The organism is Leptolyngbya sp. FACHB-8 (genome assembly GCF_014695575.1).
In the GTDB taxonomy this organism is placed as follows: Bacteria; Cyanobacteriota; Cyanobacteriia; order Elainellales; family Elainellaceae; genus Vacuolonema.
This window is the reverse complement of record NZ_JACJOO010000006.1, coordinates 72510-99228: the sequence shown is the minus strand read 5'-3', so window position 1 is coordinate 99228 and position 26719 is coordinate 72510. Positions and strand designations below refer to the sequence as shown.

Annotated in this window: 22 protein-coding genes; 9 read left to right on the top strand and 13 right to left on the bottom strand. The window is 48.5% G+C overall.

What is annotated here, in order from left to right; all coding sequences use genetic code 11:
* Nucleotides 1–257 precede the first annotated feature (257 nt).
* The 7 genes from H6F91_RS00540 (at nt 258) to H6F91_RS00510 (ending at nt 7439) form a co-directional block, all read left to right on the top strand.
* The gene (locus tag H6F91_RS00540; protein ID WP_190774304.1) at nt 258–419 is read left to right on the top strand and encodes a hypothetical protein; all 162 of its coding nucleotides are present in this window, start codon (nt 258–260) and stop codon (nt 417–419) included.
* Nucleotides 420–469: 50 nt separating this feature from the next.
* Nucleotides 470–1321 carry an STAS domain-containing protein gene (locus H6F91_RS00535; protein WP_190774303.1) on the top strand — a complete coding sequence of 284 codons (852 nt, stop codon included), beginning with the start codon at nt 470–472 and terminating at the stop codon, nt 1319–1321.
* Nucleotides 1322–1348: 27 nt separating this feature from the next.
* On the top strand, nt 1349–1765 hold the full coding sequence (locus H6F91_RS00530) for an STAS domain-containing protein (protein WP_199307561.1): 417 nt from the start codon (nt 1349–1351) through the stop codon (nt 1763–1765).
* A complete protein-coding gene (locus H6F91_RS00525; protein ID WP_190774302.1) occupies nt 1752–2150 on the top strand; it encodes an anti-sigma regulatory factor in 399 nt (132 codons plus the stop codon). The genes H6F91_RS00530 and H6F91_RS00525 overlap by 14 nt, the downstream gene beginning before the upstream one ends.
* Nucleotides 2151–2246: 96 nt before the next feature.
* On the top strand, nt 2247–3254 hold the full coding sequence (locus tag H6F91_RS00520) for an ATP-binding SpoIIE family protein phosphatase (protein ID WP_190774301.1): 1008 nt from the start codon (nt 2247–2249) through the stop codon (nt 3252–3254).
* On the top strand, nt 3251–5383 hold the full coding sequence (locus H6F91_RS00515) for an ATP-binding protein (RefSeq protein ID WP_190774300.1): 2133 nt from the start codon (nt 3251–3253) through the stop codon (nt 5381–5383). Before H6F91_RS00520 ends, H6F91_RS00515 begins: the two co-directional genes overlap by 4 nt.
* Nucleotides 5384–5393: 10 nt before the next feature.
* Nucleotides 5394–7439 carry a response regulator gene (locus H6F91_RS00510; RefSeq protein ID WP_190774299.1) on the top strand — a complete coding sequence of 682 codons (2046 nt, stop codon included), beginning with the start codon at nt 5394–5396 and terminating at the stop codon, nt 7437–7439.
* Between the two features lie 126 nt (nt 7440–7565).
* On the opposite strand, the gene H6F91_RS00505 is transcribed toward H6F91_RS00510, so the two are convergent.
* From H6F91_RS00505 to H6F91_RS00460, 10 genes are all read right to left on the bottom strand, one after another.
* Nucleotides 7566–8543: a tyrosine-type recombinase/integrase gene (locus tag H6F91_RS00505; protein ID WP_190774298.1), complete on the bottom strand. Its 978-nt coding sequence runs from the start codon at nt 8541–8543 to the stop codon at nt 7566–7568.
* 377 nt (nt 8544–8920) lie between these two features.
* Nucleotides 8921–9187, bottom strand: coding sequence for a hypothetical protein (locus H6F91_RS00500; RefSeq protein ID WP_190774297.1), 267 nt, complete (start codon nt 9185–9187; stop codon nt 8921–8923).
* Nucleotides 9188–9731: 544 nt separating this feature from the next.
* Complete coding sequence (locus tag H6F91_RS00495) at nt 9732–12557, bottom strand: GAF domain-containing protein (protein WP_190774296.1); 2826 nt, start codon at nt 12555–12557, stop codon at nt 9732–9734.
* A 1244-nt stretch (nt 12558–13801) separates the two neighbouring features.
* Nucleotides 13802–14323: an exonuclease domain-containing protein gene (locus H6F91_RS00490; protein ID WP_190774294.1), complete on the bottom strand. Its 522-nt coding sequence runs from the start codon at nt 14321–14323 to the stop codon at nt 13802–13804.
* 135 nt (nt 14324–14458) lie between these two features.
* Nucleotides 14459–15148, bottom strand: coding sequence for a phosphodiester glycosidase family protein (locus H6F91_RS00485; protein WP_190774293.1), 690 nt, complete (start codon nt 15146–15148; stop codon nt 14459–14461).
* Between the two features lie 495 nt (nt 15149–15643).
* On the bottom strand, nt 15644–16408 hold the full coding sequence (locus H6F91_RS00480) for a galactosyltransferase-related protein (protein WP_190774292.1): 765 nt from the start codon (nt 16406–16408) through the stop codon (nt 15644–15646).
* A complete protein-coding gene (locus tag H6F91_RS00475; RefSeq protein WP_190774291.1) occupies nt 16308–17255 on the bottom strand; it encodes a galactosyltransferase-related protein in 948 nt (315 codons plus the stop codon). Before H6F91_RS00475 ends, H6F91_RS00480 begins: the two co-directional genes overlap by 101 nt.
* Nucleotides 17252–18610 (bottom strand): glycosyltransferase family A protein, encoded by a 1359-nt coding sequence (locus H6F91_RS00470; protein WP_190774290.1) that lies wholly within the window; start codon nt 18608–18610, stop codon nt 17252–17254. Before H6F91_RS00470 ends, H6F91_RS00475 begins: the two co-directional genes overlap by 4 nt.
* Nucleotides 18611–18651: 41 nt before the next feature.
* On the bottom strand, nt 18652–20952 hold the full coding sequence (locus H6F91_RS00465; RefSeq protein ID WP_190774289.1) for a hypothetical protein: 2301 nt from the start codon (nt 20950–20952) through the stop codon (nt 18652–18654).
* Entirely contained in the window at nt 20949–21854 is a 906-nt protein-coding gene (locus H6F91_RS00460; protein WP_190774288.1) for a pre-peptidase C-terminal domain-containing protein, read from the bottom strand. The genes H6F91_RS00465 and H6F91_RS00460 overlap by 4 nt, the downstream gene beginning before the upstream one ends.
* Nucleotides 21855–22142: 288 nt before the next feature.
* On the opposite strand from H6F91_RS00460, the gene H6F91_RS28460 reads away from it, so the two are divergent.
* Nucleotides 22143–22382, top strand: a complete 240-nt coding sequence (locus tag H6F91_RS28460) for a glutathione S-transferase domain-containing protein (protein ID WP_347279992.1) — start codon at nt 22143–22145, stop codon at nt 22380–22382.
* Between the two features lie 47 nt (nt 22383–22429).
* Here the strand turns inward: H6F91_RS28460 and H6F91_RS27430 are convergent, their stop codons facing one another.
* The 3 genes from H6F91_RS27430 to H6F91_RS00435 all read right to left on the bottom strand — a co-directional run bounded on the left by H6F91_RS27430 (nt 22430) and on the right by H6F91_RS00435 (nt 25981).
* Nucleotides 22430–24346, bottom strand: coding sequence for a DUF1350 family protein (locus tag H6F91_RS27430; protein ID WP_199307560.1), 1917 nt, complete (start codon nt 24344–24346; stop codon nt 22430–22432).
* Entirely contained in the window at nt 24347–25042 is a 696-nt protein-coding gene (locus H6F91_RS00440; protein WP_190774287.1) for a hypothetical protein, read from the bottom strand.
* A 147-nt stretch (nt 25043–25189) separates the two neighbouring features.
* Complete coding sequence (locus H6F91_RS00435) at nt 25190–25981, bottom strand: hypothetical protein (RefSeq protein WP_190774286.1); 792 nt, start codon at nt 25979–25981, stop codon at nt 25190–25192.
* A 387-nt stretch (nt 25982–26368) separates the two neighbouring features.
* Here H6F91_RS00435 and H6F91_RS00430 point away from each other — a divergent pair, with 387 nt between their 5' ends.
* Nucleotides 26369–26563 carry a hypothetical protein gene (locus H6F91_RS00430; RefSeq protein ID WP_190774285.1) on the top strand — a complete coding sequence of 65 codons (195 nt, stop codon included), beginning with the start codon at nt 26369–26371 and terminating at the stop codon, nt 26561–26563.
* Nucleotides 26564–26719: the final 156 nt, after the last annotated feature.

The following is a 26719-nucleotide window of genomic DNA, read 5'->3' as shown; positions in this document are numbered from 1 at the left end:
ATTACTAGTCTTTAACATTCCTCTATTTTGTTTGCTCTAAAATCTTTATCTGATGCAAGCAAAATTATTTGTTTAAAAGCAGAAGTGCAATCAAAATTAGGATATTACTCATTCTATTTAATCTTTTGGCGAACGGTACAGTTTTTTAAGGCTTATGTTTAATCCAACAATACTCTGGACAGTTTTTCTGAAACCCTTGATCTTGCGTGCGCTTCGCGCACGCAAGATCAAGGGTTTCAGAAAAACTGTCCGAACTAATGATCCAACATACTCGCCATTTTTCTCAAGCCCTTGATTTTGTGGGCGCAACATGTACGCAAGATCAAGGGCTTGAGAAAAATGGCAAAGGTATTGTTAATCACCATCCGTTTATCAAGGAGATACAAGCTGAGCAGGAGCAAAATTGGATTTTACCTTAAGCTGAAGTAAGCCTACACTGAATCTTGGGTAGATGAAGGAAAATTGCCTCATGGAAATGATGAATGGAAGCAAGATACCAGAAATACTGAAAACCTATGAGGCAGATCTGCTGTCGGAGTGGAACCAGGAATTAATCGCCACGAATACCCGAAAAGGCTTGATTAAAGAAGCCGAATTACAAGAAGAATGCCGGGAATTTCTGAAATTGCTTCGTATTGCGACACAATATGGCAACTTAAGTAGCATCCAAGCATCGGAGTGGCGGGATGTGCGGGAGATGTTGACGAGTGTCTCGCGATCGCGCTCCCAAAAAGGCTTCACACCAACGGAAACCGCTACCTTCATCTTTTCATTCAAGCGCCCCCTGTTTGACCGGTTGCGGCAGCAATTGAAAGACCCGGCTGAGCTGGGTGCCGAGATTTGGCAAGCCACAGACTTGCTCGATCGCCTGGGATTGCTGGTCATGGAAGCTTACCAAAAGTCGCGAGAGGAAGTGATCTTGCGACAGCAGGAAGAATTGATGGAGTTATCTACACCAGTTGTCAAGCTTTGGGAAGGAATCTTAGCATTACCTATCATTGGCACCCTGGATAGCGCTCGGACTCAGGTGGTGATGGAGTCGTTATTGCAGAAAATCGTTGAGACAGGATCCGAGATTGCCATTATTGATATCACCGGAGTTCCAACGGTAGATACACTCACGGCTCAACATCTTTTAAAAACCGTTACGGCTGCTCGTCTTATGGGGGCCGATTGTATTATTAGCGGCATTCGACCTCAAATTGCACAAACGATCGTGTATCTTGGCATTGATTTAGCCGATGTCGTCACGAAGGCAACGCTAGCCGATGCCTTTCTCCTGGCGTTGAAGCGAGCGGGAGCCACTATTGCCCGAAAGTAGGTCGAAAGCAGGTTAGAGGAGAGACTGATGGAACGCATTCCCATTCTTCAAATGGGCGAATTCTTGCTCGTCACCATTCAGGTTGACATGCACGATCGCCTCGCCATGACCTTACAGGATGATTTGACCAATCGCATTAGCCAAACCCACGCTAGCGGCGTCTTGATTGACATCTCGGCCTTAGAAATTGTCGATTCCTTCATTGGGAGAATCCTGGGAAATATTGCCAAAATGTCACGGGTGATGGATGCTGAAACGGTTGTGGTCGGCATGCAACCCGCTGTCGCCATTACCCTGGTGGAATTGGGGTTATCATTCACGGGCATTCGCACGGCGTTAAGTGTGGAAAAGGGTATGGAACTACTGCGATCATCAATGGGGCAGCCCATAATGGTTCAGCCCGCTGTTACGGAACGGAGTGCAGAGGGCGATGCAGAAGACTGAAACCATGGTCATTCAATCCTCTGCGGATGTGGTTTTAGTGCGGCAAGCGGTACGCCAATACGCCATTGAAATTGGCTTTGGTTTGGTCGATCAAACGAAAATTGTGACGGCTGCCAGTGAGTTAGCGCGCAATACCCTGGACTATGGGGGCGGAGGTACCGTGAAGCTAGAAACACTCCTGGAAGGAACACGGCGGGGTGTTAAGCTTACGTTTGAAGATCAGGGGCCAGGCATTCCCGATGTTGAACTGGCGCTTAAGGATGGATTTACAACGGGTGGTGGCCTGGGAATGGGATTAGGCGGCGCGAAACGCCTTGCAAACCAATTTGAAATTGAGTCTGTGGTGGGAGAGGGAACACGAGTAACCCTTGTACGCTGGAAATAACATCAGGTTCCATTTTTGTTGTCCAGGGTGCGCTTCACACACGACACACGACAAAAACGCATAAACCCTGGCAAGTATCGTATAAGAGGAAACTGATTGAGGGAATCTACCGCGATCGCCGTTACAGAGCAAAGTCAAACCGGGGAAGCACGACGAGCATCTCTGGCGTTAGCCAATCGACTTGGGTTTAAGGAAACAGAGCGGGGTAAGGTCGGAATTCTGGTCACGGAGGTTGCCAGCAATCTGGTTCAACATGGAGGTGGGGGAGTCATTATGCTGCGGGCGATCGCCCAACATCCCACTGTTGGTATTGAAGTGTTGGCCTTAGATCGAGGTTCCGGCATGATGGATGTGGAAACCTGCCTGCAAGACGGCTTTTCCACCGGCGGGACAGCGGGCAATGGGTTGGGGGCTATTCGTCGCCTTTCCAACTTTTTTGAGGTTTACTCGCTACCGACCAGGGGAACCGCCCTTCTCGCTCACCTCTGGGCTAATCCCATCACCCCACCGCCGGAGGACGTTCTAGAAATGGGCGTGGTGTGTCTACCCAAGCATGGAGAGGATGTGTCCGGGGACGACTGGGCGTGCCAATCCGATTACCCACGCAGGCTGTTACTGGTAGTCGATGGCCTGGGCCATGGCCCTGCCGCTGCTAGTGCTGCTTCAGCCGCCATCCGGGTGTTTCAGGAGCAGTATCACCAATCTCCTCAACGGATTGTTGAAGCGGCCCATGCAGCTCTGCGCAGCACCCGAGGAGCAGCCCTGGCGATCGCAGAAATCAATTTTGAAAAACAGTTGGTTCACTTTGCAGGGATCGGCAACATTTCAGCTAGCATCACGTCAGAGACAAATCATCACAACCTGGTGTCTTACAACGGCACGGTAGGACATGAAATACGTAAGGTCCATGAGTTTACCTACCCCTGGTATCCCAACGGACTTTTTATCATGCATTCCGATGGCTTGAGTACCCAGTGGAAGCTCGATCGCTACCCAGGTTTAAGCCGAAAACATCCCAGCTTAATCGCTGGAGTTTTGTACCGGGACTTTCATCGCGATCGCGACGATGTAACCGTGTTGGTGGCTAAAGGACTGGGAGCATGACAACCCTTTTCACCCTGGAAATTCATTACGAACAGGATGTGGTGCAGGCTCGGCAACATACCCGCGAACTGGCTGACAAGCTAGGATTTGATGCCCAGGATCAGGCCCGATTGGCGACGGCGGTTTCCGAAATTGTTCGCAATGCCTTTCAATATGCCAGAGGTGGAACAGTTACGTTTTACGTGGATGTCAGTGCTCAGACATTTCTGATTCAGGTGCAGGATCAGGGCAAGGGTATTCCCCATCTAGGTGACGTGTTGGAGGGGCGCTATCATTCCTCCACAGGGCTGGGGTTGGGTATCATGGGCACTCGCAGGCTGATGGATTTCTTTGAGGTAGAATCACAGCCTGAACGAGGAACCACTGTGGTAATGGGCAAGACCCTACCCAAACGAGCCCCAGCCCTGACAGATTTTCACTTGCAGCAGATTCAGGACGCGGTGGCAGGGCGATCGCCCCAAAATCCCTATGAGGAAATCCAGCGCCAGAACCAGGAGTTGCTACGGGCTATGGCGGAGCTGCGGAAGCGTGAGGAGGAACTGATACAGCTCAACCGGGAGTTGGAAGATACGAACCGGGGTGTGATCGCTCTATATGCGGAATTGGACGAGAAGGCCAGCTCTCTGCAACAGGCAAATGAGTTAAAAACCCGCTTCCTCTCCAACATGAGCCATGAGTTTCGTACCCCGCTAAACTCCATCCTGTCGCTGTCTCGCATGCTGCTATCACACATGGATGGCGCTCTGTCTTCGGAGCAGGAGAAGCAGGTCACCTTCATCCAAAAAGCGGCAGATGGATTATCGGAATTGGTCAACGATCTGCTGGATTTAGCCAAGGTGGAAGCTGGCAAAACGGAGGTGCGTCCCAGCCTCTTTGAAGTCAGTGAGTTGTTTGGAACGTTGCGGGGAATGCTACGTCCACTACTGGTTCAGGGAGCCTCTGTTGCGTTGGTTTTTGAAGAACCGGAAGAGTTACCGTCGCTGTATAGCGATGAGGGAAAAATTGCTCAAATCTTGCGAAACTTCATCTCAAATGCACTCAAATTTACCGAACGGGGTGAGGTACGAGTGACAGCCAGGCAAGTGGGGTATACCATTCGCTTCTCTGTTGCTGACACTGGCATTGGCATTGCACCCGATGATCAAGAGCGCATCTTTGAAGATTTTATGCAGATTGAGTCTCATCTGCAAAAGCAAGTAAAGGGGACGGGATTGGGCTTGCCTCTGTCACGCAAGCTCGCAGAGCTGCTCAACGGGAGTGTCACCATCACCAGTGAATTGGGCCAGGGTTCCACCTTTTCGGTCTACATTCCGATCGTCTACCCCAAGGCAACGGAACTGCCAGCGTCGCTGCAACCCCTTACGACCCTGAAACTGGCTCACCTGCCCATCCTGGTGATTGAAGACCATACAGAAACGCTGTTCATCTACGAAAAACACCTGCAAGATTCTCGATATCAACTGGTTGCAACCCGCACTCTCGCTCAAGCAAGGCAGGCTCTCCAGCAACTTCGCCCAGCCGCGATCGTGTTGGACATTTTGCTAGAAGGGCAAAACGGGTGGACGTTATTGAGAGAACTGAAGGGAGATGAGGCGACCCATACTATTCCCATACTGGTGATTACGGTTGTCGATAATGAGAAGCAGGCTCTTGCATTAGGGGCCGATGGATTTCTAATTAAGCCTGTAGATAGATTGCCGTTATTAAACAAACTCAATACCCTGATTAATCAGGGTAAAAATCAGAAACTTCTACTTATTGATGATGATCCAGCATACCGATATGTGGTGAAGCAGTTGTTAACAGATGTCCCGCTACAAATTTTAGAAGCTGCAAGCGGGCCGGATGGGTTAGCCGTGGCAGAGCGTGAACAGCCCACGGTTATTTTGCTTGATCTGGAGATGCCAGAAATGAGTGGATTGGATGTTCTGAATCAGCTTCGGCATAACCCCGCGGTTCAATCGATTCCTGTTATCATCCATTCATCTAGCGAGCTGGATTTCGAAACCCAGAGCTGTTTGACTCAACAAGGCGTCACCGTTTTCTCTAAAGAAAAAACGTCTCAAGCGGATGCTGTGGCTGGCCTTCGAGAGGTGCTCACGAAAGCCGGGCTTGCTCTGGATGCTTGAGGGAAACGCCATGGCAGAGTCACGGGGGACTATCCTGCACGTTGATGATAACGATACCAATCGTTATATCGTGAAGCGGATTTTGCAGAATGCAGGGTTTACCGTCGTGGAAGCGGCTACGGGAAGCGCAGGGTTAGCGGCGATCGCCCAACACCAGCCTGCACTCGTCATTCTGGATGTACAACTCCCTGATCTCAACGGCTTTGAAGTCTGCCGCCAGATTAAGGCGAACCCCGAAACAGCGTTTATTCCGGTGCTGCATCTCTCGGCCAGTTTTGTCAAAAGCCAGGATAAGGCCGAGGGATTAGATAGCGGGGCGGATGGTTATCTGGCACAGCCCGTTGAACCGATTGAGCTGTTAGCGACCGTGCGATCGCTCCTCCGCATTCGTCAGGCCGAAGAATCAGCTTTGACTTCTGCACGGGAGTGGCAAACAACTTTTGATGCTATTAATGACAGTGTATGTTTACTGGATCGAGACGGTAAAATTTTACGCTGTAATCAGGCCATGGTGAAGCTTTTGGGTAAGCCACCGCAAGACATTTTAGGGCGTGTTCACTATGAGTTGATGAATGAAACGTTAGGTGTGGGAGATGGTTCCTGCTTTCATCTTGCTAAGGAAGCCCACCAACGTCAAGTTTTAGAGATCCAGAGTCAGAAATGCTGGTTTTCCAAAACGATGGACCCTGTATTGGATGAATTTGGAACATTCACCGGTGCCGTTTTAATCCTGATCGATATCACGAATCGCAAGCGCATTGAGGATGAACGGAAGCAAGCCGAACTCCTTTTGCAAGAACGGAATCAACGTCTTGATTTACTATATGAAACGACCCGTGAGCAAGCCAACCAATTACGTCAGGCGAATCGCATTAAGGATGAATTTCTAGCCGTGTTATCCCATGAGTTGCGATCGCCACTAAATCCTATTCTTGGATGGGCTAGAATCCTGCGAATGGGCCAACAAGATGAAGCTAAGACTCAATATGCGCTCGAAACCATTGAACGAAACGCGAAACTACAGGCCCAGCTGATTGAGGATTTACTGGACGTTTCTCGTATCCTTCAGGGCAAGCTGAGCTTGAATATGGGGCCAGTCAGTTTACCTTTTACCATCAAAGCTGCCATTGAAACCGTACGGCTTGCAGCTGAAGCAAAATCTATTCAAATTCAGACAAAGTTTGAACCCAACGTCGGGCAAGTCTTGGGAGACTCTGGGCGCTTGCAGCAGGTCGTTTGGAACTTGATCTCCAATGCCGTTAAATTTACGCCTCAGGGCGGCAACGTAGAGGTGCGATTGGAGCAGGTTGAAGGGGAGAACAGGAAGGTAGCGCTCGGTGCCGACAACACTCCTTCCCCTTTCCCGGCTCCTACTGCCTACGCTCAAATTACCGTTACTGATAGCGGCAAGGGAATTTCTCTTGACTTTCTACCTTATGCCTTTGACTACTTCCGGCAGGCTGACAGCACCACCACACGAAGCTTTGGAGGGTTAGGATTAGGGTTAGCGATCGTTCGTTACTTAGTCGAGCTGCATGGCGGCATCGTTCAGGCCGACAGTGCAGGGGAAGGAAAAGGTGCGACATTTATTGTCAAGCTTCCTATCATGCCCGTCTCAAAGTTGCATCAAAATCATCCCTCCTCTGCCCGGCACCCAGGGGTTAATCTCGATGGACTGCAAGTACTTTATGTAGACGATGAACGAGATTCGCGAGAGCTAGTGACCTTTTTGTTAGAGCAACATGGAGCCATGGTTACGCAAGCTGAGTCGGCCAGTGAAGCGTTAGATAATTTGCGCCAAACAGAATTCGATTTGCTCATTAGTGACATTGGCATGCCCACGATGGATGGCTACGCCTTAATTCACCAAATTAGAGAGCAATTACCCGATGAGAGCGGGAAAATTATGGCGATCGCCCTCACAGCCTATGCAGGAGAAATGGACCAGCAACAAGCCTTAGCCGCCGGCTTTCAGCAACACGTTACCAAACCCATTGAGCCAGAACTACTGATGCAAACGATTTGGACTCTTGTGCAAAGTAAGGGCAACCCTTAATTGACACTCTCTGCACTGTTAACAACCTGTGTTTGGTGATGTGGGGTGCAAAGCACCTCACATCACCAAACACAGTCAAACCCAAGCTGCTACGCTCAAGATTGTTCAGGTGCTCAAGCTAAGCCGCTAACTCTTTTGATCGTCGTTCTCGCCGATCGCTCTCAAATACGCCTCAGCCGCCGCCTGCTTAAACACACCTTTGGTGTAGCGCTGGAATACTCGATCGCTCTTAATCCCCATCAGCTCCTTACCAAACAGGGGATCGACTCCTTTCTTGGTTACCTCGGTTCCAAACGTATGCCGAAACCGATGGGGATTCAGTTTGTCGATACCCGCGATCGCCCCCACCCCTTTCACCATCTTGTGCAACCCCTTATAGCCAAGTCTCTGTCCTAAATTCCGGGGATCCTGGCACAAAAACATTGGGCTCTCTGGCGTGGGTTCAAATAATCCACCCTGCCGCCGTCGCCACTTCAAATAATCCTCCAAATATTCTCGCGCTTCTCGGCTCAACGGTATCTCTGAGACATTCTGCCCTTTTGAGCGGAGCACTGTCAGCATCTTGCCATTCCAATGCTCCACATTTAGAGCTGACGCTTCCGAGGCTCTCAGCCCATGACTGAGGACTGCGATGATGGCGCGATCGCGCACCCGCGTCTTCTCCCCCAGATTTAACACATCCCACACCAACGACAAATCTTCCTCGTCCAGATGCAGGGCCTGTGGCTCAGCTTCCCGCTCCAAATCAATGGCATCTGTCGGTAATGGTTGCCCCGCTGGATACCCGTTGCTCCGCCGCAACCAGCCATAAAACGATCGCAACGTATTTAAGGCATGATTCACGGAAGTGGGCTTCAACCCTTGCTGCTTCAGTTCCCACCGATACTTTCCTACATCGCTTGGTGTCACCTCTAACCACGACTTTTCTGACCAGGCCGCGAACCTCTGTAACTGCCCTCGATAAACTCTTTGTGTATTCTCAGCTTTTCCTGTCTGCCGTAGAAACTCTTCAATCTGCCACTGACGGATTTCAGCAATCTCCTCTTTCCATCCCTCCAGTTTCCGTCTACCGTCTATCGGCACCACTATTACTTTAGGCACCATCTGCTACTTCCTAAAACCTGTATCACATTCAATTCTCGCAACTTTTGCAGATTTTAGATAGGTCCCCAGAAAACGCACCTGCTTTTTTGGGTAATACCGCGATCATCGGCCTGGCTTAGGCCAAGATTGACCTAAACGCCGAAAGTATTGATTTATAAAAGTACTCTGGGCAGTTTTTCTGAAAGCCCTGCTTCTGCGTGCACTTCGCGCACGCAGAAGCAGGGCTTTCAGAAAAACTGCCCAAACTAATATTTTAGGAATTAGAGGATAGATAGCTGCTAAGAGCGCAACTCGCATCTTCGAGAGGGTGCATCCCACTTTTGTAGGTGAAGCGAGCTTCGCCCGCCTCACTTACAAAAACAGTGAGGCAATCACCCCTAATCTACAAGCTCAATAACTTCTGCTGGATAGGCATTGCTACCCGAAGCAAGTGCTCTTTCAGTGCCGAGCGCAGGTTTTCCTGTAAATCTGAGTTCAATTCCTTCAGCCCGCATACCCTTGACCAGAGGCTTTGATTGCCAGTTTTCTGGGAGTTGGGCAATCAATCCAGAATTAGGCTCATCAAGCTGCTCACGTAATTGAGCAGCTGCTTCAGTTATCACTTCAAGTTTGGAATCTTCTGCTGGAGACATAGAAGCAATCATATTTTACTCAACAATTCTTATCATAAGAGCCCTGTAGCAATCTGCCGTCATTCTTGAGTCGCGGTTCTTGCCGAGTCCGTTCTATCTTCCTACGCAAATTCATCTCGTCGGTCATCTACCCCCGTTCATCCAATCCGAGTTCGGGTTAAGGACGTTTTCGAGTGCCGCATAGCGGGCAGCACTCGAAAACGTCCAGTTTGGCGTGCGCTTTGCACACGCTAAACTGAGCACTTCAGCTTATCCCGAGCTTAGGTTCTTTAAACTCTCAAGAAACTCACAGTTTCTTTTACAGCGCTTTGCGCTTGAATCAGCCAAGAAGCTTTTGGAGGGTTAAGCATTATGCGCCTCAGCAGTAATTGGGGTGCTCAGGTTATATGCCTACAAGATTGCCTCCCCGTCAAACATTTCTAAACTCATCGATCTACCGACCGGATGCACCGAGCTCATCAGAAGATTCTAATCCTGATTGAGTATATAGCGATGTGCAAGTGCGTTAAGTACAGCAACGGTGGTGTGGGGCACTTCGTGCCCCACACCACCGTACTTAATCAACGTGCACAGGGCTATATGTATCCCTGTGGTTGATGGGAATTTCAATGACAAACTCTGTGCCTTGATATGGCAGTGATCGACAAGTTAAATTTCCGGCATGCCGTTCTGTAATGATTTGATAGCTGATAGATAGGCCAAGCCCTGTACCTTTTCCTACAGGCTTAGTTGTAAAAAAGGGATCGAAGATGTGAGAGTGTACTCTTTTATTCATGCCAGGGCCATTATCACAAATGCGAATACTGACCCACTGCTCATTAAGCATTTGAGTATGAATTTTAATGGTGCTAGGATTTTCAACTATCTCTTCATGCGATCGCTCTTTATCTCGTTCTTCTAATGCATCAATTGCATTCGTCAGAAGATTCATGAAAACCTGATTGAGTTGCCCTGGATAACATTCAACGAAGGGTAGATGTCCGTATTCTTTGACAACCTGAATATTGGGCTGATTTGCTTTGAGTCGATGTTTGAGTAACATCAAGGTGCTATCAATACCAGTATGTAAATCAACAGCCTTAAATTCTGCTTCATCAAGACGTGAAAAGATTCGCAGAGATTGCACAATTTCTCGAATCCGCTCGGTGCCAACCTGCATGGAGGAGAGGAGTTTCGGAAAATCTTCCAGCACAAAGTTGAGGTCAACAGCCGCTAATTTTTCACGAAGCTTTACATCAGGATTGGGTAAATACTGCTGATAAAGCGCCACTAACTCCAGCAAGTTATAAGCATATTCTGTAGCTGGCTTTAAGTTGCCATGAATAAAGTTGATGGGGTTATTGATCTCATGGGCAACACCCGCCACTAAATGCCCCAGACTCGACATTTTTTCTGTTTGTATTAGTTGGCTTTGCGCCTGCTTGAGATCGACAAGCATTTGGGAAAGCTGGTAAGTTTGCGATCGCGTTTGATTAAATAACTCGGCTTGTTTAATAGCAACTTCTAGCTGGGCTGCCATTTGTCTGCCGAGTTCTACATCTGAGCGATTCCACAAACGTGGGCCTGCGTTCTGATAAACTGCCAACAGTCCCCAAAGCTGGCTTTTCTGAAAGATGGGGATAATGATATAAGCTCTACATTGTAAGCTCTCTAAAACCTTAAGGTAACAAGTGGGAAAGTTCATGGCATAAATGTCATCCACCTGTTTGACCTGGCAACCACGGCTAAAGTCACCACCCTGAGTATCCTGAAGATATGTATCCACCTCAGGTATTGATGCGGTCTGAAAGCTGCTGGCTGTACAGCGATCGTTCTTTGTTACATACGCTCTAATCTGTGTGTTTGTCCATTGCGCCTGACGCAAATTGATCCAGTCGGAACCGACCGCCTCAGCAATGACACTGCCGCTCCAATCCGGATTAAATTGGTAAATCACAACCCGATCAACATGCAGTAACCGATACACCTCCTCAGCCGTTGTTTGAAGAATCACGTCTAGCTTTAAAGAAGTACGAATTTTAGCAATGCCGTTTGATAGTGCCTGCTGTTGCTCCAATAAATTCTGTAGCTCAGCGGTGCGTTCCTGCACCTGATGTTCCAAATTGGAATTGAGGGAATGTACCTCGGTGTAAAGACGGTACTGTTGCACCGCAGTAGACAGGTGACCACCAATGGCTTGAGCAAGCTTCTTTTCTACATCCGTCCAGGCTCTGGTTTGTCCTGTCTTTCGTTCGCGCCAGGGCTCGAATGATAAGCGCGGGGTGGGTTGACGTACACCTTGCTGACATGGCCCTGCCCACAGCTGCTCTGTCTCAATCTCATGGCGGAACAGAGTCAACCATCCCAATATTTGCTCTTTATACTGCAAAGGAGTAATCAGAACACCTCGAATCGTGGAGAACTGAAACCAAGGTATGACAGAGTGAAACAAAGGCTCTTCGTAAATATCATTAATGGCCCAGCAGTACGGATTTGCGGGTTCATTTTCCAGCGAGGCAATTGATTGTTTTTCTAAGTAGTGCTGCCAGGCTGGGTGTTGTTCTAGCTCCTGGCACTGATCACCAACTGGCCTCACGGGTTGTGTTCCCCAGACCAGCAGTTCCTCCACTTGTTGTTTTGCCCCTGGCATTAGATACAGCCGCCCTCCAGAGGCTTGAAACAGTTTAACGGCTTCCTCTAAGGCTGCTTGTAACTGAATTGTTGCACCCTGATGTAATCGAAATGTGAATTGATTAATCTTTGCCTCTTGCTCCGCCTGTATCCGGACTTGGTTGAGCAGCATCGATTGATTGATCGCCACTTCAACCTGATCTGCAACGGCTCCAATAAATTCTAATTCTTCCTCGGTTACAATCCGCTGCTCTGTGTGGTGCGAGATAATCAGTCCCCAGAGGTTACCCGCATGTAAGATCGGCACTACAACGGAGGATTTCACCCCCATAGCTGTCAAATAGTTAACGTGGCAGCGCTCAACGGGGCGATAACGAATATCCCCCGATGAAAGTGCTGGATTACGGCCCGGAAAGCTCAGCAAGCTCAGACCTGTTGTCGTTTGAGCCACTACATCAACAGCCACTCGCTGGCGTGCTTTCGTAAATAATTCACGCGCATCTTGTGGGATGTCGTTGGCCGGGAAACTAAGCCCAAGCAATGATGGTAAGCGATCGCCCTGAATAGCTTCCGCCATCACCTCGCCACTGCCATCTTCATGAAATCGATAAACTTTAACTCGATCCGTTTCCAGAAACGATCGCACCTCGGCTACAGTTGTTTCTAGAATTTCTTGTAATTCCAGCGATTGGCGAATTCTTAGAGTGATGCGATGTAGGAGAGTTTGATGATGGCGTAGAAGGTCGGGATGGCTTCTCTTCACTACAAGCATGGTGCAGGATTGTATAAGTTTATGTTTTACTCAGTGTTGCGTAGAACCACTGACGGTGATGCGTTAACCCTGTAATGCAGTAGATGTGAAAATGATATTACAGCTTAAGCTGAAGAATTAACCATCCGCTTATTTTAACAAAACGGCTAGAGGGAACAACTTTTTGTATCTTCCCATTTTCATCACCTTTCGCCATACCATCCCTAAAAAACGACGGTAGCCTCTTCAAAGAAAGCTTTAGACGTTTGTTCTAGAATGAAAGTTGGCGCGTAAACCTTGAGGTAATTTACGCGCTCTCAATGTTCTTATGTATATATTTGGGGTAATTGCCCTCAAGTAGAAAACCTAACCTGACGAGTTAAGCCTGCATGGCTCTCAGTTTGCTCTAGGAAAAACTATAGCGTAGTGAGTTAGTTGTTAAACGCAGACAGTGTTGCAAGGACTGCATCTGCCTGTTTCTCTGCTAGATGAGGCCCCCAAAAAACCATATCTGGCCTTTCTTTTCGAATAAATTTCAATCCTGTTTCTACCGTAGCAACAGTGACCACCTTGTGGCTCTGTTGCAAAATAGCCTCCACATTGGGGCAGTCACTAAAACCTTCTTCAATAATTAGAACTCTCATCACAGGGCTCCGGGCTCATTTTGAAACGTTACTCTAGCCATAAAGTAGCCATCCCTCATCGAGAGAGGGAGCACTCCATCTCAAACCTGATTGGCATATCAGATAGCTTGTAAGCAATGATGGTTCCTCTACCTACAGGCCGGAGTGCTACCGTACCTTGAGTAATTTCAAGAATTTCGTAGCAAGTACCTTCATGAGAGATCAAACAGGGATAAGTCAACATAGGCGTTTCCATTCGAAGAAGCGGTAAATGAAAGCCCTGGGAGTATCTTTCGCTACAAGAAGTGTACTACTATTTGTTTGAAGATGAAGTCAATGTTAAGAAAAGTACTTAAAGATTGATTAATGTTTCCTTTCTCATAAAGGCCTCACCGTGACCACATTGAAAGTTTAAGGGTGCTACCATCGCACCCTTCCAACATGCATACAGATACTTCTCGGCTATAAAATAATGGAAAAGTACTGTCTGATTGGGACAAGCTCTAAGTAGAGCCAAATTTTGTCCCAAACTTCAGAATGCCCTCACAATTGATGAACATCCGTTGTCGAATGTCGAGAGTGAGCAGCAACCATGGGGCAACACAAACGGTACCTATTACGTTGTTAGTGATGATGGGACCATCACTTCAAGCTAATTTTGAGGTCAAACTCCTCCTTGAGCTGTAGGAGAGCTTCCGCATTTCCCCGAGCATCCTCTAAAGCATTATGGGTATGCTCTGTTTTTCGTAGATGCTTAAAGTTGACAAAGGTATCTTTCACAAGACCTTTATAGAGAGAACCTAAGTTACTTGACGTATATCCAAAGGGATTTTTCCCGCAGAAATGATGGAAATACCAATTAATGAACTGCCAATCGAAGCCGTTGTTATCCGAAATGAAGAACGCTCTCCCTGAACTTTCGGCTTCAATCCATGTAGAAAACTTCTCCATGACGGTTTGCGGTTCCTCAAAGGTGAGTGTGTCCTCACGTGTAAACCCGCTGACTTGCAGGGCTTCAGGAATCCATTTTTCTGAAATGGGTCGTAGCTGCGCGTAAAATGTTTTGTTGAGTGAAGGCTCCACGACGATAGCTCCAAAGGAAATCATGGAATAATCTCCTGGAATGGGGCCATCAGCCTCTACATCAACCATAATGTAGCTCATAGAAATATCCTGTTCTCTAATACAGAAATGTCTGGGTTCTAAGCCGGTAGTGTTCTAGGCATGTGAAGGGGGTACGTCCCACATCCCATCTAAAGATTTGAAGCCTCTAGTCAGGAGTGGATATGAAAACCTTTGTTAGGACTCCTTTTCCTCGAACATAAGAACCTGTGGCAGTGGCCCTTGAGAATCAAGCAAAACGGTCGAGCCAGGGGCTTGAATTGCAAGTCCTGTTGAGGGGCCACCGTCTAAATTGAGAGCCCGCACGATTCCTAAATCAGAATCTGCTAGCCATTGGCCCAACTCAGCCAACGTCCACATAGGCATTTCGCTGACGATCAGCAGAAGGTGACCTGTATCATCGATCGCCACTGCGGTTCGTCTTGCTCGCTGTTCATTATCCAATTCAGGAATGACTTCTCCATCCCAAACGAGGCGAGGAAAAGACTGGATTGCTTGAAGAATGTCTTTACCTGGATAGCCTGAATGATCAATAAGGGAAATGAGCTCAGCTCTTCCGTCTGAGTTGACCGTTAGCATTCCGCCAAAGCCTTGGTAGGAGGCCCCCGACGTAACCCCGTCTGCAATGGTGAGGGCAGTAGCTCTGTAATCGGATTCAAAGAACCCACCATTAATTGCAACCAGGGGATGGAGCACATTCACCCACTCGCTCAACTTTTTAGGAGCCTGGGGGTCGTAAGCAACCCGGATACGAACTTGAGCAGGATCGATGCGAACCAGTGCGATGCTATCAATGCCCACTTGTCTGGTTTGCCATGCCACTCCTGACTGGACGGTTTTCCAATTTTGGGCTGGAACTATAGGCAATGAAGGAGTTTGCTCAACCTGAGGCGTTGGAGAAGCGATCGTTGAATCGGTTCGTTGATTTACTCTCTGTTCCTGTTGGCAGGATATTATGAGGCACAAGCATCCTATCCCTATCATTAGCGGTAGGTAGAGAGCTCGTAATTTTAAGTTCATTGTACAACAGCAAATCTTTTGCCTTTTAATATCGGGATTAGATCGGTTATAGCTTAATCAATCAGCTTCAGTGCAAAACGTATGACAACGGCTCAGCTGAGTCATCATCTGTTATAGCCGTTGACAAGTTGGTTAAACCAACTTGCGGCCAGTAATCGTGATTGAGCTCTCAGGAGATTTCCCATAGCGAAATTACCTCCCTAACCTGAGTGGTTTAGCCGCAAAGTGACCAAATCACCCCGGTGCATCCCAGTTTTGTTAATGTGGCGGGCTTCGCCCGCCACATTAACAAAACTGGGATTTCAATCTGCAAAAGTGGGATGTATCCAACCACCCAACGTCCTATTTGTGCAACGCCTCATCGAAATTTGGGTTTGCTTTGGTGTAATAATGCTGACGGTTTTGGGCAACAATGTGGGGTTCGGTCCAGTGAGTGTCAGGCTGATGAAAGAGATGTAGATAGACAAGCTCAGGACAACGACATAGGTGGCAGCCTGTCTTTAAATACCGTTCAATAACATCTTGATCCTCTCCGCCCCAACCGATAAATTGCTCATCCCACCCTCCTATTTTGAGTAATCTGTCCTTCCTGAAGAAGGGCATGATTCCGAATTTCTCATGGAGAACTAAGTGTTTCCATAAAGCCGTAGGTTGGTCTTCAGGAGCGATGGATGTTTGCTCCAGGACTGAGGCTACTTCTTCAAATGCAATGCTTTCGGTGTTGGACATGATGCGATAGCCGGTGATGAGTAGTTCTGGCGATCGCTCAGCAACCCATAGGTGTTGAAGCAGTACATCCCTTACAGGAAGCAAATCTACATCGTAGGGTACGACGAACTCACCCTGAGCCAGGTTAAGTCCTAAATTTAGAGCTTTTGTTTTATGAAATGTGCCTTTGCAGGGGTAGTGTATGTAGGACAAATTTTCTGATTGAAAAGCTGACTGTATCCATGTTGAGGGAGTTTCGCTAGCTTCTACTAAAATAATTTCAAAGTTATTAGAATAATCATTGTCTTTCTGATGTTTCCACCATTCCAATTGTGTCTTTAAGTGTATTTCTCGCTGCCGATAGGGGATGATCAGCGATGCCTTTACTGATTTGTTCATCTAGCCATTTCCTTAATGCGTATGGCAAATCAATTTGTAAGTTTTGGGGTTCTAAAAAAGGATAATCTAAAGTAGCTAGATTACCTCGAAACTGATGTTGAGCAAGGGCTGCTGCTGCTATCAAAATATTATAATTTCGCGTATCGCCAGGAGATAGAGAGTGATGAAATTGATTGCGGTGATGGTCGTCATGGGATAAATGGATAACTTCTCCTGCGGATGTAACCTCAATGCCCAAAAGCTGAGCCCGGATAAGTAAGTCTTGATCTTCCCATCCCCATCCCCGAAAGAATTCTTTGTATCCTCCGAGGCTAAGCAAAGTTGCTCGTTGAGCATAAAGTAATCCACAACCAGGGCGTTTACTGGGTCCCAGCTCACGAACCGGCTCAATTTTTAGCTGGGTTATGTGAGAATCATGAGTAATGCTGTAGGTATAGCGATCGCGGCTCAAAGCCAGGGTATTTGAGTTTGATTCCTGCACATCGGCAACACAACATATTGTCTGATGCTGAGAAACTGTCTTGCTGTGTAATGCCTCTAGTGTTTCCTGGTTCCAGAGGATGTCAGCATCAGAAATCAATACAAATTCTGCGGTTGCCGCCAAAAGTCCATTATTGATCAATTTGGCCTTATTGAAGCCTGACATTGGAAAGTGGAATACATCAACGTTTTCTACATTGTGTAATGAGACCTCGTTAAGCTGTGCCAGTGCCTCAGAGCCTCCAGAAGCAGAGCCTGCATCGCAAACTAAAATACGATTTATCCACTTGGATGACAATAGACTTTGAATGCACAACACAACACTGGGTCGTGCTTTGACAGGGATAATTACATCAAAGACGGTCATACGTGCGCTTCCGAATAGCTGTGAAAGAGAATGGGACCTGTGATGTGATCCAAGTGAATGGGACCAGAACAGACTAAGGGAGACAAATCAGGCGTTTGGCCTGACTTTAAAGCTGCGTAATTAGCTCTAGCCCGTGCTTTACACTCTTGCAAGAGAGTCAGTCTGGCTGGAGAGTCTAAACTTGTATCAGGATGAGTGGTGAGAGAACCAGGCCGTTTGCGACGAAAGTACGCATAGTCTGGGATGTTGGCAATCCGCGCAGCAAAGATAGCTCGGAGCAAAAATTCAGTATCGGCTCCAAACTGTAGTCCGGTTGCGAATCCGCCAAGCCGCAGGACCAGGTCGCGAGTTACCAAACTGGATGGGTGTAGCAGCCCGTGCCCAGGTTTTTCTGACAGTGCTTGATTAACATCCAGAGGATAGCGGACAGGGAGAATGTTGGTTTCTTCTAAAATGCGAAGTTCCTGGGCACCGATTAGTTCTGCGCCGGTTTGTGTAGCCGCGTGAAGTAAGCGTTCCAAGCGAGCGCAACTCGACCAATCATCAGCATCTTGAAAAAGATAGGCCCAGTAATGGGTCTGTTGAATCACCTGCTGAATCAAACGATAAGGGCCTACTCGTTGGTTTGAGGCCATTAATGTGACAGACGGAAATTGCTCAACGATATGGGTAGGAGGATCGCCAGAACCATCATCAATGACAACAATGCCATCCAATGGATGAGTTTGATCTACTAAGGATTGCAAACATTGAGCTAACCAGCGCTCACAATGGTAGTGGGGAATTAGCGCAAGAACGGTGGGTGTTATTTCCTCATTCCGTTTTCTTTCAGCTTCAACGTTCCAATGCTGAATACTGGCTTTTGCCGTTCCCCAGCAAAAACGAATCTGTTGTTTCTCCAAATGGTGAACCAAATTGAGGAATGTCCAATCTTCAGAACTATAAATAGAATGGGCAGCTTTCAGAAGATGCGTATGGGCAACCCAGGGTAAACCTGCGATCGCCTCTTCGTAAGCTGTTTCAAGGGGAAGTGTCTGTTCTAGCAGCCAGGGAGCGATACAAGAATGGCCGGAAAGGGCAGGTAGTTGAGAAGCCGGTAAGCCACCTGCCGGAATATAGCCGACTAAAGGTGTTGAAATTTGGGCGATCGCCTCATCCATCCCGATTGGGTTTACATACTGCCACTTCACGTCATCTGGTAATCCAGAGTTGGATATGGATTGGCCTGTGATAGGGTGCCTTAGCAATAGGACACACTCAATTTGCTGCCAAAGTGGCTGGAGGCATTTCTTCATCTCCACCGTACTGGTTTCGTCTTGAGATTCGATGATGATGGTTAGAGGTAGAGGAGACATAGCCAAGTAGAAGTTTGTGATTCAAAAGTTTGAGCCAAGCACTACTGCACTGAGAGATCAGAGTTGTCAGGCTGAAGCATAGAATGTTCAGCGATTGAACGTCTAAGAAGTACGGGTTGTTTGTAATTGTTCTCAGATGCTAGTCGTTCAAAGGCCGAAAACCGTGAATTTGGAGGCTTAAATGCAACGAGACAGGCATAGGCCAAATCGTAATGACCTTGAGTAAATAATGGTTTGACCAGAGCCTTCAAAATAGGATGCCAGGGCGTCGGGTCAATTTCATGGTGAGATAATCCCTGAGGCTGCTGAAGAGTCTGAAGCAAAGGAAGCCACTCACCGGGTTCTAGAGCTTTCTGTTGCACCAACAACCCGTAACCTCGTTCCAAGTGAATGCGTTCATGATGTTCGGGTGTGAGCGCTGTTTTTTCAGAACGATATTCTTGCCACTGTTGCAGGCTTGCAAAAGATGCGTTTTGTGGATCACTCTGCAATTGTTGCCGCCAGGTGAGCCAGGTTCTGGCAAAATCGTCAGGAGCTTGCAGCCATGGGGATGGGGGAAGGGATTGTTGGTGCAGCAATTCAAACCAGTAAGCCAGCAACCACGGCCCCAGCTGAGCCGCGAAGAAAGTAAGATCTCCCAGTAGCACAGACACCAGGGGCCGCAAAGCTGGAAGCATGGGGTGCGATCGCTGGTAAGCATGCTGTACGGCAGGTTCAAAAGCGTGCAGAAGATGTTGAATTGTCAGAGTATCAACAGACCACCTGGAAACTGGGCGAATGGGATCGTGATCCATCGTGTGGAGCCAGTTTTGCCAAATTTCTAACCCTGTTGATGTGGGAAGAAATAACGTTGGAATGAGAGTGTCGAGCGTATGGATTGGCGGGTCTGCTGCTGATGAAGGTACAGAGCCTGTTAACCGTCGTATAGCGTTTTGATAGATTTGATGCACAGATGGGTCCTGTGCCATAAAACTACAGGCAAACAGCAGGATTCGGGCGGTAATTTGGGCGATCGCCCCATCTTGGCTGGATGGTTGCTGGAGAACCGTTTGAAGCTGCGTCCACGTTGATAAGGGAAGACGGTTTATGCTCAGGATACCAGGATGGCTCAATTGGTAGAGTAATTGAGCTGTAGCTTCGAGTTCACCCTGAGGCATTCTGGCTTGAGGGTGCCAGGTCTCCCAAGAACCCTGGGTAATGGCATTAATCCAGGCCGATGGCTCACAGGTTTGCCAGCCTGGAGCGGGGGCGAGAGTCGCTTCGCGTATCGTTACCTGGGTTGTCCTATGACCAAAGCTCGCCGCAGCCCAACCCATTAGGGGTTGGAGATTGAGCGATTGATCGGGCACCTCAGGAACAACGTGTAGTGTAATTTGGTTGGCGCTACAGATAGCTTGATAGGTCGAGATACCGGGTATTGGGGGCATCTCGACCTCACCGACATAGCGCTTGCGCCCCTGTGCCGGAACCCAATCGTCCACGCGGCCTAGAAGAATCGCTGTAGGCCCTGGCCGCCCACAGGGGCAGGGTTCAGGATGCAACGTTAAGGCATCACCGCACTGATACCGTACCATCGGCATGACCTGATTGAACAGGTCGGTCGTAACCACCCGATCATCGATACTTTCGTAGAAACAGCGATCGCTATCCAAATGTAACCGCCCAAATTCAGGGCAGCTTAAGCCTGAAATTCCGCTTTCCTGGCAACCATACTCGTTGATGACGGGAGCCCCAAAAACTCGTTCTAACAGATCTTTTTGAAAGTCGAATAGGAGTTCACCTGTAGCAATGACAGCGATTGTAAACGGAAGCTTTTTCCCCGCCACGGCAGTCGCAATATCACAAAGGCGAGTAGGATAGCCACGAATCACTGCCGGACCCATGGAAAGTTGCGCGAGTAAGCGATCGACAAGCTCCCAGGAGGGCTTTCCGGCGATCGCCAAATCACAGGGGCGCACCGGAAACAGCCGACTGGAAACATTGATAATGGGAATAGTATCGTCAATGCCCCACCATGCAAGGGAACGCCGCCGTGCCTGGAGCCGCATTCTATCCCACTGGCTATCCGCGAAGTAGACAAAGTGCCGTCCCTCTGTACCACTGGTCGTGCCGCGATAAACGATGTCGTCTACAGAGGCCAGAAATTGTCCAGGGTTTTGGCGGATAGTGCCCTTATCGACCACGGGTAGATGCAAGAAACGTTCCTGCCAATCCTCCGCTAAGAGGATAGCTCCATTCCCAGTATCGGCAGATAGCAAACCTGCCGCCTGAAAGCGTTTCCAGTTTCCTGGGGTCGTGGCCGCGATCTGCAAAATACGTTGAAGCGATGCAACTTGGCTCACTGAATTTTCGTTTGTTTGGTTCGGACAACCTGAGCAATGCGATCGCCTCTGGCAATCCAGTCCTCTCCGACAACGGCGTCTCGTTGGCCAAACAGTTGAGGCTGAAGCAGGCTCCAGGGTGCGCTTGGTTTATCGCACGAGTATCCCAAATCCGTTAAGAAGGCAGTTGATACCCACCCATTTTCAAAGTTTGGAGCAGACACGAAGACATTTATATCCCCCTCACCATAGTGAGAAGTCACTCTTGTCCAGTTACCCGTTGAATCCCTTTCCTGTACAATCACTTCCCATCCACTTGGGATCGAACCAATCACGCGACCATTTGGAGTGGCACGAACCCTAACATTATCGCCGTCTCGGGTTGTGACTCTAGCGTAGAATCCTTCATAAGAATATTCCGGACAATCGCTCGGGGGAGAGCTAGGGTCGGGCCGGGGTGTTGTTGCAACGCGATCGCGAGCCGTCACCATGACCGTGTAGCGTCCCCGCCCGTTAGTATCATAGGCGTTGGCGACGACCGTATAGGTGCCCGTGACAGATAGGGTAACAGTAATTTCTGAATTGGTACTATTGCCACTATCATCGTTTTCGCCAACCACATCGCCGTCAGGCCCGAGGATGGCTAAATAGGTATCAAACTCGTTACTGGAAAGAGAAACGGTAACCTCTTGTCCTGCTTGACCATCAAAGGTGTATTGGTCATAAATACTTCCATCCGATGGAAGAACGGCATCGCCTTGCTCTAGCCGTCCCTGCTGTTGCAGCAAGACTTGGGAATCATTCTGCTTAGATTCTTGAAATGAAACTGATTCTGCATCTGCGGGGGGTACGAGGGACAACGCGCCAACTGTAGAAGCCAGCAGTAGCCCAGAACAGCTAATTTGCTGATGTGTAAGCTTCATTTCTCCCATACCCAAGCCTCTACTCTTACAGATAAGTTGTTATTTATGACAATCCTGCTGCGGTTTGCAGACACGTCGCCAATATAAAATTCCCAATAAAGCTGATTCAGCCTGCATAGTTTACAAAAAATAAGGCGTAGACTACGCTCTCAAGAGCGTTGATATTTTTAACGGGGAAAATTAGTCCCCAGTATTGTGGACAATTACCTGTACGGCCCTGCAATTGGGTCTATTGCCATTGAACGGTTAATTGTGCCCAGCTAGGGGGGAACACCCAACGAGGAGAAAATCAACAGTGCAGTACCACTTGCTCAAAAGGCGTTCGAGACAATTGAATCTCTCATGGTGGGTAGCCCGTACTTACTTGGCAATCAATTCACAATCGCCGATTTCTACGTAATATTTGTCTTCGCTTATCTCTCTCAAACTCCCGAATTTGAGAAGATAACCGCTCAGACACCCAAAGTACGCACGTGGTGGGAGCAGACAAGCCAGATTCCCAACGTCAAGAAAGTGCTGGCTGGTTAGTATCCGATATTGGGCCGGTTGCTATGGTTCTTTAACCGGAGATCAAATTACAGCTTTGCTCTTTGATTGAGTTCTTTGAGAAAATCCTGAGCGCCCTTTTCGAGAAAACGCAGCTTGAGATTGTGCTTCAAGTATCCAAAAGGATTCCACGTGGTGTGTTTGAAGAATAACCCCAAAGGTTCTAAATGTTTTCCTAAAAACTCTTGCGTGAGAAGAGGAAATCGTTTTTGTTTTAACTGTTCTACAAACCAGACAACATCATTACCATTGCCGTATTTCTCACTGAGATCAGGATTCACCTGGCTACCTGCTACTGAGTCGTAGTCAAACGATATCAAGCCTGTCAGGTTGAATAGTTGGCTCTTCTCAATCAATGTTTGGGTTTGTTGACGGGTTGGTAAAACGCCTAGCTTCAGTGCATCCAGTTTGCTTGCCAACCAGCGCAAAGGGATAGCACTTTTTGTATCGCTGATGTTAGGCGCAATCAGCAATGAAGGCTGCCCTTTGATAGAAATGATTTGTCCGGGAGTGCTGAGCGATCGCTCAATCCGCTCAAATGCATCGGCTCCAAGAGTTGTTTGCAGGAGTGATTGCCACTCCGGATCGCTGAGTAGTTCTAACAGAGCAATATACTTACATCCCAGGCTGTGGCCAACCCAGCTATAGTGTTGAGCATCGTGATAAATATCTGCCTCATAGCCCAGTCGTTTGGCTTCCTCGGCCAGGAGCGATCGCAAGCGCGCTTGCTCACTGAACAGACTGCCCGCAATGGGCCAGTGACGGAAGCTAAAGCGAAAGGGGAATGCCACGATGGTATATCCCTCAGCAAATAACTGACTCAGAAAGAAACGGTAGAACAGGGTTGGAAATGTACCAAAGAAAGCACCTCCAATAAATTGGACCACACCCTTGGGACGGGGATGAAGGGCTACCCAACTATGGGATAAAGGACGGAACTGTAAGGACAAACTCATAGGATTTACGGGTAACGGGGGAGATGAGGGAGTTAGAGGCGAGGGAAGCGGGGGTGGAGCAGGTGGATTGACAGCAGAAGCAAGCAGGTGGGCGATCGCCGCACTGATGCGATGCCCTGTTTCTTGTTGAAAGTAAGTGAAGCCAGGGGAAGGGTTGACCTCGAAGCAGACCCATTCTCCTGCTGGCGTTTGGCGGAGATCGATACCGGCTAAGGGTAGATCGAGCTCTCTGGATAGGGCCAGACAGCGTTGGGAGATTTCAGGTGGAAGCTCAACAGGACGTAAGATAGGTGCTTCGTCTACCGTTGCCGCATAGCGATAATCATCTGCGCTTGAAGTTACCTCGCAGGCAAATATCTGCTCACCTACGACGTGTACCCGATAGTCATGCCCTGGAATGTATTCCTGAAATTGAGTCGGGCACCAGCGAATATTCGCCAGGCGTTCCTGATGGGCTGCACTTAAACGCGACACTCGGCTGCGAATACCGCTGAGAGACTTGTAAATGACATCGCCATGCTGTTGCCAAAAAGCCAATACCGCATCCGGGTCGGTCGTGATCAGAGTGTGTGGCACCCGGAAGCCTGAACGCCGGATTTGTTCCAGTTGGTATGGCTTGGAGTGGTTCGCCATCATTGCGGAAGGACGATTAAGCACCAGGGCAGGAGACAGGTCTGCCCATGTCATGACGGCTTGATTTAATGCGATCGCATGCTGCCATTCAGAGCTGCCAACTCCGGCGGCGGCAACGGCAGCAAGTTGGCTGGCATCATAGGAGCGCAGGTAGACGGCCTTCACTTGCTCCAGTTCAATCTTCTGTGTACCGACTTCGACAAAGGCATGGATGGAGTTTTCTACCTGCCATTGAAAGCATGTTTGTAAGGCAAGCTCCTGATCCACCAGAATAGTGGGCACTCCCAACTGAAGCAGTTCGTTATAAACCGATTGCAGGGGTGGATCCGTGGCTGGCCCCCAAAGCAGGATTGACATTTAGAGCTCTCCTGTAATGTGGTTCCAGATGGCAGTTGCGATCGCTAGATTGGTAATATCGGCCCACGGCTCAGCACCGATTAGGTTTGCAGTGGCTGTAGGATTACTAAAATGGGCTGTGAGAAGATTCACACCTGCGATCGCTGCTAACCGTTTAGCATGAGTGTGCAGATGAGGGTCTGCATCCCCCAGGGTGCGATCGCCAATCACAGTAACAGCAGCATCCCCGGCCGTAGCACAATGAGAAGGTAGAGACCCCAGCCGAATATCTTGATGAATCGGCTGTATCGGAATTCCTAATTGAGCCGCAGCTAGAAGCCAATTTTGGGTTGACCAGTTTGGCCCAAGGAGACAGGTTGCTGTTGGACGATTAAGCAGGGGACAGGACAAGCTGCTGAGCCAGCCGCTTAAGAATGCTGTCATTTCAGCAGAGACATAGGAGCGATCGTGCGGCACGATCTGTGGCAATTCTGCCTCAACTACGGCCGGAAGCCGAGTGAGTACACCCCGAATCTGGTGAACTGCAATTTTCCGTCCACTGACTACTGCTACAGATTCTTGAGGATTGCCGGGTTCATAGTGCCAACCTTTCATAGATAAATCCTGGCTGGTCAACAACCCTACTCCGTGATCAGCCCATTGGTTTACAAAACTCTGGGCAGCCTGGTCATAGCGGCTGGCAACAAGTAACAGCATGCGTGCTACCAACTCCGTTGATTATCGTGGCATTAATTGCAGATATGGTGGGAGCGAGTTTGTCCAGAAGAGTCTTCTAAGACGTGCTTGAAAGCTCGCTGGAAGGGTTGTTTTTTCGCGTGCTAAGCACACGAAAAAACAACCTTCTTAATTTCCGTTTCTGGCTGGCATCCCCACTGCTGGGCGCTCAGAGGGTTGAATAAAGGCCTGCCCCTGAGTCACAAGAGATTCTAATCCTTCGATTCGTTGAGCCATCATTAGTAGCATGGCTTGGATATTGTCGAGTGGATTTGGGTTGGGGGGAACTTCTGGCACCTTCGATGGGGGAGGCACAACGACACTACCATCCGTCACATCCTTCACGATGGATTTAGGCGGAATTGGAAGCGGAAATGGGATAAGTGCGGGAGTAAGGCTGTACTGAGATTTGCCTGTAGCAGTTGGTAGGCTGTATACCAACTGATCAATGTCGGTGGCGGGAGCCGTTGCGGAACCGGAGAAGAAGGTACCTCGATGTTCTGGTGTAACCAACAGCTCGTAGGTTGTGCGAATGAAGCTGGGGTTGGCATTAATCTCCACATATCCCCGCACTTCTAATTCACCGTCTCGTACCTCTGGTCGCGTAACATCGGGTTGGAGAATGACCAGTGCTGTATCATTGGCCGGAATGGTGATGTTATAGTTCAACCGCTTTGGGTCTCCGGTAGGAACCAGATCACCAAATTCATTTCCACCTGTGATGTCTCGAATGACAATAGTAGAGCCTATGTTTAGCTCAGGGGTGGTAGCTGCAAAGGTCAACCGCAAGGAAGCAGGAACATTACTGGTATTAGCGATCGTCAGGAAGTAACCCTGGACTACTTTGCGAGCTAAAGCAGCAGGCCCGGCATCAGGAGGTGTAATGGGTTTGACGAGTAGTTCAAAGGTCGAAACCAGCATAAAGAATAGCCTTGAATTAATTTGATTCCACCATATTCATTAATTAAGGGAGACTGCAGTACCCGCTCGTGTACTTCTATCCAAACGGCTGTTTAGGGTTCTATCACCCGTTTCGGTAGGGCCAGAATAGTTGCACCTTATTCCACCGCAACGAACTCCAGAAAGTTGGTGCAGAAGCATCTGGCTCTATACCCTTGCGTGAGTTCCTAATGGCATTCATCAATCCATCAAGATATGAACAGACCTCCAAGTTATGACTCAGTGCGATCGCCCGGTGAAGAGGGACGTTAAGCTTGAGCAGAATTCACAGCCAGAAATATAGCTTCTGTTAGAGGTCGTTTATGCCAACAGAACCTAGCGTGTAGAAAGGTGAATTTGAGAACGACTATGAACTCTGTCATTCGATTATTGGTAACAGCGGCGCTACTACTGTTTGTGGTCGCCCCATTTGCGGGGCTGGCTCCGCTGCTGCTGGTACTCTTGTTATCAGGTATTGCATGGGTCGCAAACGATTTTTTGAGAGTGCTCTTGGGTAAAGCACCGGCTAAGGAAAGCGACGAAAGCGAGGCTCATCCCTCCTGACCCCTTTATGAGGACAGACGAGGCCTACATTCAAGAATCAGCAGTTTTGGCAAGCATTTGGGGAAATCTACATCTTGCCCAGAGGCTGGAACCGGATATTAGGTACGCGAAATGCATGTAATATTCGGGCTATCACAAGTAAGGTTAAATACCGAT